At 61.2% G+C, this 13249-nt stretch carries 13 protein-coding genes; 2 read left to right on the forward strand and 11 right to left on the reverse strand.

Annotated elements, in window-relative coordinates:
- Positions 1-45: 45 nt before the first annotated feature.
- Together GWK36_RS12590 and murU are read left to right on the forward strand one after the other, a co-directional pair.
- On the forward strand, positions 46-1893 hold the full coding sequence (locus tag GWK36_RS12590; RefSeq protein ID WP_166271580.1) for a SulP family inorganic anion transporter: 1848 nt from the start codon (positions 46-48) through the stop codon (positions 1891-1893).
- Complete coding sequence (murU, locus tag GWK36_RS12595; protein WP_166271582.1) at positions 1894-2568, forward strand: N-acetylmuramate alpha-1-phosphate uridylyltransferase MurU; 675 nt, start codon at positions 1894-1896, stop codon at positions 2566-2568.
- A gap of 25 nt (positions 2569-2593) precedes the next feature.
- Here murU and lipA read toward each other — a convergent pair whose 3' ends face one another.
- From lipA to bchY, 11 genes are all read right to left on the reverse strand, one after another.
- A complete protein-coding gene (lipA, locus tag GWK36_RS12600; protein ID WP_166271584.1) occupies positions 2594-3583 on the reverse strand; it encodes a lipoyl synthase in 990 nt (329 codons plus the stop codon).
- A 111-nt stretch (positions 3584-3694) separates the two neighbouring features.
- Positions 3695-4261 carry an isopentenyl-diphosphate Delta-isomerase gene (idi, locus tag GWK36_RS12605; protein WP_166271586.1) on the reverse strand — a complete coding sequence of 189 codons (567 nt, stop codon included), beginning with the start codon at positions 4259-4261 and terminating at the stop codon, positions 3695-3697.
- Complete coding sequence (locus GWK36_RS12610; protein ID WP_166271588.1) at positions 4258-5604, reverse strand: RuBisCO large subunit C-terminal-like domain-containing protein; 1347 nt, start codon at positions 5602-5604, stop codon at positions 4258-4260. The genes idi and GWK36_RS12610 overlap by 4 nt, the downstream gene beginning before the upstream one ends.
- Before the next feature lie 66 nt (positions 5605-5670).
- Positions 5671-6099, reverse strand: coding sequence for a secondary thiamine-phosphate synthase enzyme YjbQ (locus tag GWK36_RS12615; protein ID WP_166271590.1), 429 nt, complete (start codon positions 6097-6099; stop codon positions 5671-5673).
- Between the two features lie 145 nt (positions 6100-6244).
- Positions 6245-7474, reverse strand: a complete 1230-nt coding sequence (gene pufC, locus GWK36_RS12620; protein ID WP_166271591.1) for a photosynthetic reaction center cytochrome PufC — start codon at positions 7472-7474, stop codon at positions 6245-6247.
- Positions 7471-8448 carry a photosynthetic reaction center subunit M gene (gene pufM / locus GWK36_RS12625; protein WP_166271593.1) on the reverse strand — a complete coding sequence of 326 codons (978 nt, stop codon included), beginning with the start codon at positions 8446-8448 and terminating at the stop codon, positions 7471-7473. The genes pufC and pufM overlap by 4 nt, the downstream gene beginning before the upstream one ends.
- Positions 8449-8460: 12 nt before the next feature.
- Positions 8461-9300, reverse strand: a complete 840-nt coding sequence (pufL, locus tag GWK36_RS12630) for a photosynthetic reaction center subunit L (protein WP_166271595.1) — start codon at positions 9298-9300, stop codon at positions 8461-8463.
- Positions 9301-9446: 146 nt separating this feature from the next.
- Entirely contained in the window at positions 9447-9647 is a 201-nt protein-coding gene (pufA, locus tag GWK36_RS12635) for a light-harvesting antenna LH1, alpha subunit (protein ID WP_210756781.1), read from the reverse strand.
- Between the two features lie 70 nt (positions 9648-9717).
- Positions 9718-9861, reverse strand: coding sequence for a light-harvesting antenna LH1, beta subunit (pufB, locus tag GWK36_RS12640; protein ID WP_166271597.1), 144 nt, complete (start codon positions 9859-9861; stop codon positions 9718-9720).
- A 514-nt stretch (positions 9862-10375) separates the two neighbouring features.
- Positions 10376-11812: a chlorophyllide a reductase subunit Z gene (bchZ, locus tag GWK36_RS12645; RefSeq protein ID WP_166271599.1), complete on the reverse strand. Its 1437-nt coding sequence runs from the start codon at positions 11810-11812 to the stop codon at positions 10376-10378.
- Positions 11813-11875: 63 nt separating this feature from the next.
- A complete protein-coding gene (gene bchY, locus GWK36_RS12650; RefSeq protein WP_246237854.1) occupies positions 11876-13153 on the reverse strand; it encodes a chlorophyllide a reductase subunit Y in 1278 nt (425 codons plus the stop codon).
- Positions 13154-13249: the final 96 nt, after the last annotated feature.

Consider the following 13249-nt stretch of genomic DNA (forward strand, 5'->3'; position numbering starts at 1 on the left):
TATAGGGTACGCACTGCGTCCCCTACTACACACCTTCATTCTGTGATGTACCGTCTGCAATCCCTTTATCACGACCTGCGCGTCGATCCTGTCAAGACCCTGGGCCGCGCCTTACAGTCGCTCGATTGGTCCTGGACCAGACCTTATCAAACCTGGCTGCCGCAGGTGAGGGGGCGGGATCTACGCGCCGATCTCATCGCCGGATTGACGGGGGCGATCGTCGTCCTGCCTCAGGGCGTGGCCTTTGCCACCATCGCCGGCATGCCGCCCGAATACGGGCTTTATGCCGGCATGATCCCGGCGATCATCGCTGCCTGGTTCGGCTCGTCGCGCCATCTGGTCTCGGGCCCCACCACAGCCGCATCTGTAGTGCTCTTTTCGGCGCTCTCACTGCTCGCTGTCCCCGGCAGCCCGGACTATGTGACCCTTGCCCTGACCCTGACCTTTATGGTCGGAGTGATCGAGCTTGCCCTAGGCCTGGCGCGGATGGGGGCACTCGTCAATTTCATCTCGCACTCGGTGGTGGTGGGATTCACCGCTGCTGCCGCGGTCCTGATCGCCGCCAAACAGCTCAAGCACTTCTTCGGGATCGAGATGGATGCGAGCGGACACCTCCATGAGCTCCTCTGGCGGTTTACCCTCCATCTACCCGGGCTCAATCCGGCGGCTACCCTGGTGGGTTTGATCACCCTCGGGATCGGGATCGCCTGCCGGCGCTGGCTGCCGCAGGTCCCTTATATGATCGTCGCCATCCTCGGCGGCAGCCTCGCCGCCTTCTGGCTCAACAACTGGCTGGGTCCGGAAACGACGCGGATCGCGTCCGTCGGCGCCCTGCCCGCCCAGTTCCCGCCGCTTTCTGCGCCTTCCTTGAGCCTGGATCACATCCGCGAGCTGGCGCCTGCGGCCCTGGCGGTCACCCTGTTTGCCCTGACCGAGGCGGTCTCGATCGCCCGTGCGCTCGCCGCACGCGGGGGCTACCGGATCGACGGCAATCAGGAGTTCATCGCCCAGGGGCTGTCCAATATCGCGGGGTCGTTCTTTTCGGCCTATGTCGCCACCGGCTCGTTCAACCGCAGCGGGGTCAACTATGAAGCAGGGGCGCGCACGCCCCTGGCCGCGATCTTCGCCGCCCTGTTTCTCATGGTGGTCGTGCTCTTGGTCGCCCCCTATGCGGGCTATCTCCCCAAGGCGGCCATGGCGGGGGTTTTGTTTTTGGTTGCCTGGGGACTGATCGATCGCGATGAGATCCGCCACATCCTGCATTCATCCAGGCGTGAGACCGCGGTCTTGGCGGTGACCTTTTTCTCGGCGCTGTTTCTGGACCTTGAGTTTGCGATCTTCGCCGGCGTATTGTTGTCCTTGGTGCTCTATCTCGAACGCACCTCGAAGCCGCGCATCGTCACCCTCGCCCCCGACCCCCGTCTGCCCCAACACGCCTTCTCCAGCGACCCCGAGCTTGCGCAATGCCCGCAGCTTCGCTTCGTGCGCATCGACGGCTCGCTGTTTTTCGGGTCTGTGGCCCATGTCGAGCAGTATTTCGACTGGCTGCGCACGACCTACCCCGAACAGAGACACATCGCCCTGATCGCCAATGGCATCAATTTCGTCGATCTCCAGGGCGGTCAGACCTTAGCCGCCGAGGCCGAACGCCGGCGGGCAGCAGGTGGAGGGATCTATCTCATCAATGTCAAACAGGGACTGTGGGAGTCGCTCGATCAGTTCGGCTATCTGGAGGACGACGCGCTGCGCAATGTCTTTCAATCCAAGACCGCGGCGATCCGCGCCATCTATCAAAAGCTCGACAAGGGGGTCTGCAAGACCTGCGAGCGGCGGATCTTTCTGGAGTGCAACGAGGGGGCCCATGCCCCTCTCCACCCGCCTGCAGATCCCTAGATGAAGGCGATGATCCTAGCCGCCGGGCGCGGCGAGCGCATGCGCCCCTTGACCGATCACACCCCTAAGCCGCTGCTCCAGGCCGGCGGTAAGCCCTTGATCCAATATCATCTGGAGCGCCTCGCTCAGGCAGGGATCCGGGAGATCGTGATCAATCACGCCCATCTCGGCTGGATGATCGAGTCGGCGCTGGGGGATGGGGCGCGTTTCGGGATTAGAATCCGCTATTCGCCGGAATCGTCGGCACTGGAGACCGGGGGCGGGATCTTCAATGCGCTCCCTTGGCTGGGGCCTGGGCCATTTTTGGTGATCAACGGCGACATCTGGTGTGACCTGGATCTTTCAACCCTAAGCATCGGCCCAGCGGAGCTTGCCCATCTGGTCTTGGTCGATAACTCGGCGCATCACCCGCAGGGCGACTTCGCCCTGAACGACGGGCGGGTGTCCAATGCCGGGGACCCCAGGCTCACCTTCAGCGGCATCGGGGTCTATCGGCCCGAGCTCTTTTTCGGCTGCACCCCCGGCGCCTTTCCGCTCGCCCCCTTGCTCAGACGGGCAGCGGATCAAGGCAAGGTCAGCGGGCGGCATCATGGGGGGCTGTGGTTTGACATCGGCACGCCCGAGCGCTTGTTCGCCCTAGAACGGCTCTTACAGACAGCGACTGCGCCTGGATAGGGCACGCGCTATGCACCCTGCAGGACTAAAGCACCCCCCGGGCCTGCTGCTCGGCCTGATAGGAAGGACGCACCAGTGGACCGCTGGCCACACTCACGAACCCCATCCCCTCAGCGATCCGGCGAAGCTCGGTGAACTCATTCGGCGACCAATAGCGCTGAACCGGCAGATGTGCGGGCGATGGCTGTAGATACTGCCCGAGCGTCAGCATGATGCAACCATACGCGCGCAGATCCTGCATCACGACGATCAGCTCGTCCCAGGTCTCGCCTAGCCCGAGCATGAGCCCGGACTTGGTCGGGATATCGGGATGGTGTTCTTGGAGGATCGCAAGCAGGCGCAACGAGCCCAGATAATCGGCGCCCGGGCGCGCTACGGGATACAGGCGCGGGACGGTCTCAAGGTTGTGATTGAAGACATCGGGCAGGGCATCGCCGGTCAATTCTTGGAGGGCGACTGTCTCCCGCCTGCGAAAGTCGGGGACCAGACACTCGATCCTCACCCCCGGCGTGCGTCTGCGAATGGCGCGTACACAGGCGGCAAACTGAGCTGCCCCGCCGTCACGCAGGTCATCGCGGTTGACCGAGGTGAGAACGACATAGCGCAGACCCAAGTGGGCGACGGCTTCGGCGATGCAGTCGGGTTCTTGGGGGTCTGGAGGTGCAGGGCGCCCGTGGGCGACGTCGCAAAAGGGGCAGCGGCGGGTACAGCGGTCGCCCAGGATCATGAAGGTCGCGGTGCCCTGGTGAAAGCACTCGCCGAGGTTGGGGCACTGGGCCTCTTCGCAGACGGTAGTAAGCCCCTGGGCGCGCAGCAGCGACTTGATCCGGACTATATTGGGGCCAAGGGCAGCGCGTGCACGGATCCATGCCGGTTTGGGCAGGACCTCCCCTCGCTGCTCGGCCGATCGCTGGCTGAAACCCCCGGGCCTTTTGAGAACCGGCCCCACCTTGTCTTGACCGCGCTGATGGGTATCCGGATGGGCGCGCGATGGCGCCTGTAAACGTTCAGACATCGAATCGCTCTCTTTGCCAGTGGCCTTATCTACCCCCAGTAGGGTATGCATGGCGTACCGCTACGCCAGGTGAGGGCCTTTTCTATCCAAACCTGGGTATGCATGGCACCCCTACAGCACCCGTTCGACGAGCAGCCTAAACCAGGGGGTGAACCAATCGGGATGGAGCCCGACTGCTCGCCGGACCCTGGGGACCGCAAGCCAGCGCCAGGCGCCGATCTCGACAGGATCTGGACGCGGGGAAACGGTGCAGCGCCCATGAAAGACATGCAGATATTCATGCTCGATCAGACCGCTCGCCGGGTCCTCGGTGCGATAGACGAACTCGATCTGCTCGTTCAGTTCTGCCCGGATGCCGAACTCTTCATGAAGCCTGCGCCTGGCTGCGGCCTCGATCGGTTCATCGGGGCGAGGGTGACCGCAACAGGTATTCGACCACAGACAACCGAAGTGATATTTGACCCTTGCGCGCTGTTGTAACAAGAGCTCATCGTGTTGATTGAAGATCAGGATCGAGAAGGCACGATGTAATTGTCCCAGCCGATGAGCTTCGAGCTTACCAGCGATGCTAAGCGGCCGATCCTGTTCATCGACCAAGATCACCTGTTCCAGGGCATCACGCTGAGCGGCGCGCGCCTGTTCTGCCACCGACACCGGGGGCAAGATCTCGGCGCTCACTTCTTGCCTCCGCGAGGCTGTGGCTCGTTTTCGGACCGCTGTCTATTCTGCTTGCCGAAGGCGACGAGGGCCGCGGCGAGATCAGGATGATCTTTGGCATATTCGTCCAGAGTCTTGCTGGAGGCGATCGCCTCCCAGGCCTGGCGGATGCTTGCAGCCCCTGCGCGCGGGCCCTGGGGATGGCCGAAGACCCCTCGCCCGGGCACAAAGCCGAAATCGACCGTCTTGAGCCTCTCATACACCAGCGGCAGGGTCCCTGCCCAGTCGCTTCCCCCAGGGACCGGCAGGCTTGGCTTGATCGGGCCCATGGGCTCGAGACAGGCCTGCACACAGGCCATAACCTCCTCATCGGTCATGTGCATGCGCTCGCCAAAGCCGGGCATGATGATGATGTCATAGCCCGCCAATCGCTGGAGCTTGGTGATCACCCGGCTATGCACGCCGAAATGGGGCAGGCGGCTGAAGGCGGCGATGAAAGGGAAATGGGCGACCAAGGGGACCTCGGCGTGTTTGCGCAGCATACGCACGGCGCTTAAACCCACCGGCATGGTATTGACCAAGAGTGCATTGGCACCGCGGGAGACGGCTAAGTCATGGAGCTCGCTCAGCCGATCTACCTCATCGGTGATATTGGCCATATAGATCTTGGGCCGCCCGGTTGCCTCCTCAGCGCGTCTGCGCGCCTCGCCCAAGAGCTCAGCGCGTCGCGCGAGCGAACACCAGGGGGTATCTGCAAGCATCTCGTCGTCCTTAGCGATGTCCAAGCCCCCCAGCCAGCCCTCATAGCCGAGAGCAGTGAAGGCATCAGGCGGCAGCCCGATGTTGGGCTTGATGACCCCAAAAAAGATCGGGCGATCATAGGCCTTGAGGCGTGCGCGCAGTCCTTCAACCCCAAACTGCGGACCTTGGAAATGCGCGAGATAGGACTCAGGGAAGGTGATGTCGAGGAGCTTGACGACCGGAATACCGGGAGCAAAAAAGGTCCCCTCCCCACAGATGGCGCTCAGGAGATTGGGCAAACGCGGGCCGAAGTTGGCATGCGGCTGGGCAATGCGCACCCGGCAGGCGCTGATCGGGCCTTTTGTCGCCTGGCTCAACCCATAGCTGAAGGCCGGCAGTTCAGCGATGACCTCAAGCGTGATCACCCGCGCCCCGAACCTCGGGCGCAGGTCTTCGTCATGGCCTACCCGCCGCCATTGGGCAGTCGATTGCTCGGCGCAGAAATGGGCAGCAGCGAGTTTGGGATCGCCGCTACACTCGATGTAGTAATCCAGGAATAGGTAGGCCTCGCGATCGAGCTCTGACTTATCGGCAAAAAAGCCCGCCCAGTCAAATGAATCCATCGCTCCTTCCGCGTCTTCGCCTATTTGAACCTATTTGAATGCGTTTAGCGATTATCCGGCAAAGGATCAGGGGATGCCAGCGATCTGGATGTGGACGCGCCGCTCGAGGCGAGGCCCATCGAGTTCGATCAGAAAGACCGACTGCCAATCTCCAAGCAACAACCGGCCATTCTCGATGAGGAGGGTCTCGGAGCTGTTCATGAACAGGCCAATCAGATGGGAGTGTGTATTGGGCCGCTCATCGAGCGGATTGCGATCATGCCGATAGCCCTGGCCCGGCGGGGCGATCCGCTGCAAGAAATCGAGCATATCGAGCTGAAGCTCAAGTTCGCGCTCGTTGATCGCGATGAAGGCCGTGGTATGCGCCGAGGCGATGTGCATCCAGCCCTGACGCAAGGGATGGTGAGACATGAGATCCTTGATCTCGGCCGAGAGGTCGATGATCTCGATCGGTGAATGGGTGGTGATGTGAAGCTGCTCGTAGTGAAAACGCATGGAACAGGAGAAAAAAAGGCGGGGAGATCCCGCCCAAGTGGAATGATGGATGTGATGCACCAGTCAGCAACCTTCGCCCCAGCATGAGCAATCCTTCAACCTACACACTCATCCCTCAGAGCATCCCTGCTCTTTGGGGTCGCTGTTAAAGCTGCTGAGGTGAGGGGACAGATGCTGCCTCAGCGTTTGGGGCAGACTGTTCGGCCGGTGGTGCTGGCTCAGCCGCAGGCGCCTGCTCAGCGGGGGCAGCAGCCTCTTCCACCGGCGCGGCAGAGGCCTCCGCTACTGGGGTTTCGGTTGCTGGGGTTTCGGCCGCGGGGACAGCTTCGGCAGGGGCCGGGGTCTCGGTCGCTGTCGCCACAGGCTTGGCAGCAGCCGTTTTATGGAGCGCTGGGTAATCCTTCGCCATCTGCGCGCCATAGAGCGGCTTGAAGGCGCCCTGATGACAGGTCATGCAGTTCACCCGCAGCGGATCGCCATAGGGCCCTTTGCGCGAGGCCGGCAGGATGTCGTTGAGCGGCCAGATATAGTTCTGATTGATGTCGCGGACATGGCGGATCGCATACCAGGCCGTGGTGCGCTTCGGCGTGCTCTGCTTCCAATCGGCGAAGTGACGGCTGTTGTGGCAATAGGTGCAGTTGACACCTAGGGCATCCGACATGCTCATCATCAGCCCATAAGTCCACTCTGCCTGCTTCAGGGATGCCTGATTTCCTGCCGGCAGGGCAGTTGTCCCCGTCACCCGGATCTCATTGGCCTGATCCAGGAAGGGTGTATATGGATCATAAGGCAATGAGGCATAGGCAACGCTCTTCGCACCATAGTTCTGGCCCGCAGGCTTGAACCCAGAGGCATGCTTGGGACCAGGATCCGTGACCCAGGCGTACTTGGGCACCGGATTGCCGCGATGGCAGGTATAGCAGGTCACACCCGTCTGGGCGACATGTGCTTGCCAGTCGGTATTGGTATCCCGTACCAGCTCGAACATCCGCCGCGACACCTTCTTGGTGTAGATGTCATCAGACGCCCAATTACCCGGCACATGGCAGTAGTTGCAGCCCTCTTTCGGGGACACCCAGGTGGTGACTGCAACCATGGTCCGGGTGAACTCGGCGACGGTGAGATCCTTGAGTACCTGGACGTTCTGATAGACCTCGCTGACCTTGGGGCCACCTTCGGCCGCCGGTGGCAGGGACTCAACCGGCTTATTCGCCTCCATCTTGGCCTTCAGGATCCGCGGATTGTCCACCGTACCCATCTGCACGCCGCGATAGCCGATTTGACTAGTTTGTGGTGGGGGGCGCTCGCATCCAAGCAAGACTACCGATGCAATCACCGCAACGACGGGTAGCGCAACTCGTTTTTCAATCTTCATTGTGACAGTCCCCCTGTCATGGCGTATGGATCCTGAGCGGTGACGACCTCAGGATATGGCGGGACCATGCCATGCTTAATCGCCCAGAGATACCAATTCTCGACCACCGTACCAGTCAATAGGATACCGATACCTGCAGTGATCACGGTCAAGACCGCAAACCACCAAGCCCAGCGATGGATGGATTCCATGGTCGCGTTAAAGCCCATGGTCCAGCGCCAGAACAGGGCCGCGCGCTCGGCAGCCGTACCGCGATGGGTGATCTGGTCGATCTCGCGGTCACCCCCAAACCGGCTCACTGCCAAGATGGTCCCGCCATGCATGGCAAAGAGCAGGGCCGAACCATAGAGGAAGGCGATCGAGAGCATATGGAAGGGGTTGTAATACAGGTTGCCATAGCGGATCGAGAAAGTGGCTGTCCAGTCGAGATGCGGGAAGATGCCGAAAGGCACCGCCTCGGCCCAGCTCCCCATCATCACTGGCCGGATAAAGCCCAGGACCAGATAGAAAAAGATCGCTGCGGCAAAGGCCCATGACAGATGCGTACCCATCCTCAGAGCTTTCGCACGATTATAGGTCCGCACCCACCACAACAGGATCGAGAGGGTCAAGAACAGCCCCGCAATCAGCCACCAGCCTCCCTCCGCCAGCGGCGGGATACTGAGGCCATACTGCGGCGCTGGCGGCTCAAGAGCCAACCAGAAGAAATGCTTGACGAACTCGATGACGTTCCAGTTCACCGAAGCCAGCATGTTGAGCCCGATGATAAAGATCGCCACCAAACCGAAAACGATTGACAGAGTGCCGGCGAAGCCGAGATAGAGTGGACCGATCTGGGCATCACCAATCTTGCCCAACCAGTACCAGAAGATAGGCTTACCGATGCGCGGCAGACTGCCTTTGGGGAGAGGCACCCCCGGGTAAGCCGGCGCACGTAACTGGATCGCCGTAAAGATGTTTTGATATTCGGCCATCGCGTGTCTCCTTTATTTCCAGATCGGCAGCTCGAGCCACCAGTTCCACCACTCTGGCCAGCCGCGGGTCCAGAAGGGGCCGCTGATCAGGATGCAGACCGCGCTCCAGAAAACGGCGCTCAGCGATAGGAACAGACCCAAACGATGGATGGCAAGCGCACCGATCGAATACCCCACCAGATCGCGGAAGAAGGTATTTTCATGCTCGCTCGTCTTGACCGTTTCGCCCTCTCCCGGATTCATCACCGACAAGATCAGCGAACCGTGCATCGACAATGCCAGGCAGTTGGTAAAGAAAAAGGCGATGGCGAGCATGTGGGCGGGGTTGTAGTGGAAATGCAGATACTGATACCCTACATTCGACACCCAATCGAGATGGCTCAGGATGCCATAAGGGAAACCATGACCCCAGGCGCCCAACAGGACCGGACGCACCACCACGAGCACGATGTAAGCGCCGATCGCGAACGAGAAGGCAAAGGGGACATGATAGCCGATGCCGAGCTTACGGCAGATCTCAACCTCCCTCAGCGCCCAGGAGACAAAGGCGCCGATCGCGCACATGGTGATGATCTGCCATAGCCCACCTTCTTTGAGCGGGGCCATGCCTAGCCCGTAGCTCAGATCCGGAGGGGCAATGCTGATCTGCCAAAGGTTATAGCTTTGCAGTTCAGGTGTAGGGCCGAGGGTCGCACCCCACACGATCAATAATGTACCTAGGGACGCGAAGATAAAGGTGGTGACCCCAAAGAAGCCGACATAGAACGGCCCCACCCAGAAGTCAAATAGATCCCCCCCTATCAGCGTCCCGCCGCGAACGCGGTATTTTTTCTCAAAACTGAGCATGGCCATGGTGAATGATCCTCTGCTGGAGAGGCAGCCGAAGGGGCCACCCCCTCTGGCACTGCTGGTGCTGGTGGCGAACGGGGTTTAGCAAATAGACCCACCGTTCGCCACCCCCTCACGAAGACGCAATCAGCGCTGAGGAACAGCGGCCGTTACTGACCGAACTTCTTGGCGTTGATCTGGGCGCCAACCTTCTGATAGCTGACCGGAATGCCATCATCCAGCCAGTTGAGGTCGGTGCTCAGCACGATCATATGGATCAGCAGACCCAGGACAGTCAGGAAGCTAAAGAGGGCGACCAGGGTGCGACGCGGATCGAGCAGCAGCCAGATCTTCCACAGATTGGGGGACATATCGGTTTCTCCTCTCAAAAATGGATAAAGGGTCTTGAGCTGGCCTTAACCACCAACAAGTGGGTAAGGATCAGAGCCAGGGACGATACAGCCAAGCCAAGAGGTGGGCGACGACCACGATCCCAAAGAAGGCACCCATCGTCTGCACAAAGATGCCATGGAACTCTTGGGCTTCCTGCTCAGTCAGACCGGTCAAGCTCTTCTGTTCAGCCATTGCGTAATCCTCCGTATCTGGAGAGTTAACCTTAGGTTGCACCGCCATCAAACCCCGGCGGCTAGGGTGCCGTGAACCTCAATCAACACACGGCCGAGTCCTGAGTCCGAGCGAAATAGAACCGCTCAATCGGGCTCTATTCTGGACCATGATCTCAGCTCATCCAGCCTTGCCTAACCAAAGCGATACCTCGCTGGGGGGTTGAAGGGACTCGTTCCGCTTCAACAAGGCTGGACTCGGGATGTCAGTCTAGCTTGACTGACGAAAATGTCAATCTACATTTACATTTGATTTATAGGGCTGTGACCGCGGTCAATACCGCCCCATCGAGCAGGGGACGTGGTAACCAGGCAGACCCTGCGGCCAAGCACACGGCAAGGGGTCCAGGCATGAAGCCTGGAGGCTTAAGGCCCTATATGATTGGCCCGGGCCCGGGTGGCAGGTCGGGGATTAAGGTGTCAATCACCCCTGACTGAAGTCAGGGGGATTATGCGCCGGTGGTTCTATAAATCGCTTATAGCGTCCGGCTCGCTTCAACTCGCATAGAGGTCACCCGTTCCTCACCTGCGGCACGTGCCGCGCGCTCAATCGCATCGCGCAGGCGCTTGGCCGCCGAGATCCGCAGGAGAACCGGTTGGGACTCGATGATCGCTTCAAAGCGCTGGCGAGCGTCATCGTCCCAGGGCAGCTCGCGATGCAGGCGCGAGGGTGTCGGATCGACCTGATCGAGGTCGGTCCCCAGGGGCAGGATGTGAAAGAGAGCATCGAAGAGTGCGTTACAGACCTCCTGCACCAGATAGGTCGCACCGGCATAGCCCATGAAAGGTGTCCCGGTGTGCCGGCGAATCACCGTCCCCGGGAAGGAGGCCGGGATATAGGTTGCACGTGCGCCCTTCTCGGCCAGGTACATGCGCTCGTTGTAGCTTCCAAAGAGGACCAGGGGCGGTCTTTCATGGATAGCTGCGCGGATGGCCTCGTTGTCGATCTTGATACCCGGGCGGCGGCTGAAGGCAAAGTGGCAGGGCATCCCCAGCTCGTCCTCGAGATAATGCCTAACCCCCCGCATATAGGTCTCGCCGGCGACGATGCCAAAGCTGGCAGTGCCGAAGAAATCTTGGGTGACCGAGCGCCATAGATCCCAGATGGGTTTGAGCGTCGTGTGTTTTTCGCGCTCGATAAACGGCTCGGGATCGAGCCCCAAGACCTCGCCCAGCGCCCTTAAAAATTTGGTGGTGCTATGAAGCCCGATCGGGGCCTGGAGATAGGGTTTTTCGAGGGCCTCACAGAGCAGCCGCCCGAACTCGCGATAGAGACAGATATTGGCATCGGCCTCGGCAAGCCGCGGGATCTCATCGAGATGACAGCCCAAGGGAAAGATCAGGTTAACCTCGGCACCGATCCCCTCCACCAGGCGTTTGATCTCCGCCAGATCCGAGGGCATGTTGAAGACCCCATAGCAAGGGCCGATGATGTTGACCCGCGGTTTAGCCCCCGCAGCCCTTGTTGCCCTCTTGGGCGACTTGGCCTTGGGCTGGCCATACTGGGTCCAGAGCCAATACAGGCCGCGGTTGGCGCTTTGCCATTGATCCTCGTCGATGGTGCGCGGAAGGAAGCGTACGATACCGGTGCCCTCGGGCGTGAACCCGCCGCCGATCATCTCGGCGATCGAGCCGGTGACGACCACCGCCGGTTGCTTGGGGTCCAGGGTCTCGAAGGCGCGGCGCATGGCCCCCTCTGTCCCCTTCTGCCCCAGCTCCTCGTCGCTCAAACCGGTGACGACCACCGGTAGCTCATGCGGCGGCAGGGCATCGGTATAGTGCAAGACCGCGGTCACCGGCAGGTTTTCGCAGCCTACGGGCCCATCGATGATCACCTGCAGCCCCTTGACGGCGGTAAAGACATAGACAGCGCCCCAATAACCGCCGGCGCGGTCGAGGTCTTGGATCAACATGGCATTTCCTTATAGAAGGCGCGATGCATCGAAGCGAGCAAGCGGACGGAAGGACGCTGAGACCTAAACACGCGCTGGTGCCTCCAACCACACTCCGCTGGTCTTCCCCTCCCCCACCCCGGCAAAGAAGTCACGCATCCTGGTAAAGCGTTCTTTATTAGATAGTGCAGCATTGATCACCTGGGCGATAGACCCAGCACCGGCAGGTCCCATCAGCGGGCGCGCGGAGATGAGGTTGGTAAAATACAAGGCGGGGATCTCGCGCTCCTTGGCAGCCTGGACCAGGGGGGTGGTCCCGATGGCCAGATCCGGCTCCAGAGACTCTACCGCCGCTAGGTCCTGTTCAAGGGTGGCGCGGAACTGGACTGGTACACCGCGTTCCTCAAGCCACAGGAGGTCCGGCTCATTCCAGGGGGTGTGGGGGCAAGCGGTGCCGACATAGGGGACGGTGGTACCGGACTCGATCAAGAGGCGCGCAACCAGGAGCTCAGAGCCCTCGTAGCCGGAGACGATGATACGGCCCTTGATCGGCGCGCGTCTGAGCGCCTCGTCGATGGCAGGCAGGATGGCGTTCTTGGCTGCATCGACCTGCGCCTGGGCGATCCCGCAGGCCTGACCCACGGCATCCAGCCAGGCCGCGGTGCCATCACGCCCGACCGGCGCCGAACCGATGAGCGGGCGTCCGGCAGCGATGAACTCGCGGGCGCTGGCCTGATAATGGGGATGGATCATCGCCGCGGCACAGCAGTCGAGGGCGGCATAGAGCTCGCGCCACTCGCGGGTCGGGACCACCGGCCCGACATCGAGCCCTAGGGGGTCGAGCAGCCGCCCGATGGTCACAGGATCCGCTGGAAACATCTCGCCGACGAGGGTCACCGTCGGACGCAGGCTGCGGCCGCCGCGCGGGGCCTGAACCGGTCCCTGCTCGGCCTCAAGACGCGCATATTGGAGCATGGCCCCCGCAAGCACGTCCTTGGCCTCGGCATGGGTCGGGACGCCAAACCCCGGGACATCGATGCCGATGATCCGCACCCCGTTGAGTTCCTTTGGTAGCAGGCGCAGCGGCACACCGGAGGCGGTCGGCACACAGAGGTTGATCGCAATGAGTGTATCAAGGTGCTGAGGATCGGCGAGCCGATAGACCGCCTCGCGCACGTCCTCGAACAGACGCCCAGAGACCAAGGACTCGGAGTCAAATGGCACATAGCCGATCGAGCGGCGTGCGCCATAAAAGTGCGCCGTAAAGCTTAGGCCATAGACACAGCACCCTGAACCGATCAGGACCATCGCCGTGCGGCGCATGCGTAGCCCCACGCGCAGCGAGCCGAAGGCCGGGCACATGGTCTGGGGCTGGTCATGGGGGCCGCGCTGTTGACCCAGATCCTCAGCACACCCCTGGCCGGCAGTTGGCCGCGCAGACAGCACCTGCCTCTGGGC

Origin of the sequence: Caldichromatium japonicum (assembly GCF_011290485.1) — a bacterium.
Lineage (GTDB): Bacteria > Pseudomonadota > Gammaproteobacteria > Chromatiales > Chromatiaceae > Thermochromatium > Thermochromatium japonicum.

Excerpts from the sequence above, each read along its gene's own strand:
- GWK36_RS12590 (WP_166271580.1), top strand. The coding sequence starts at position 46 with ATGTACCGTCTGCAATCCCTTTATCACGACCTGCGCGTCGATCCTGTC.
- murU (WP_166271582.1), top strand. The coding sequence starts at position 1,894 with ATGAAGGCGATGATCCTAGCCGCCGGGCGCGGCGAGCGCATGCGCCCC.
- lipA (WP_166271584.1), bottom strand. The coding sequence starts at position 3,583 with ATGTCTGAACGTTTACAGGCGCCATCGCGCGCCCATCCGGATACCCAT.
- GWK36_RS12610 (WP_166271588.1), bottom strand. The coding sequence starts at position 5,604 with ATGGATTCATTTGACTGGGCGGGCTTTTTTGCCGATAAGTCAGAGCTC.
- GWK36_RS12615 (WP_166271590.1), bottom strand. The coding sequence starts at position 6,099 with ATGCGTTTTCACTACGAGCAGCTTCACATCACCACCCATTCACCGATC.
- pufC (WP_166271591.1), bottom strand. The coding sequence starts at position 7,474 with ATGAAGATTGAAAAACGAGTTGCGCTACCCGTCGTTGCGGTGATTGCA.
- pufM (WP_166271593.1), bottom strand. The coding sequence starts at position 8,448 with ATGGCCGAATATCAAAACATCTTTACGGCGATCCAGTTACGTGCGCCG.
- pufL (WP_166271595.1), bottom strand. The coding sequence starts at position 9,300 with ATGGCCATGCTCAGTTTTGAGAAAAAATACCGCGTTCGCGGCGGGACG.
- pufA (WP_210756781.1), bottom strand. The coding sequence starts at position 9,647 with ATGTCCCCCAATCTGTGGAAGATCTGGCTGCTGCTCGATCCGCGTCGC.
- pufB (WP_166271597.1), bottom strand. The coding sequence starts at position 9,861 with ATGGCTGAACAGAAGAGCTTGACCGGTCTGACTGAGCAGGAAGCCCAA.
- bchZ (WP_166271599.1), bottom strand. The coding sequence starts at position 11,812 with ATGTTGATCCAAGACCTCGACCGCGCCGGCGGTTATTGGGGCGCTGTC.
- bchY (WP_246237854.1), bottom strand. The coding sequence starts at position 13,153 with ATGTGCCCGGCCTTCGGCTCGCTGCGCGTGGGGCTACGCATGCGCCGC.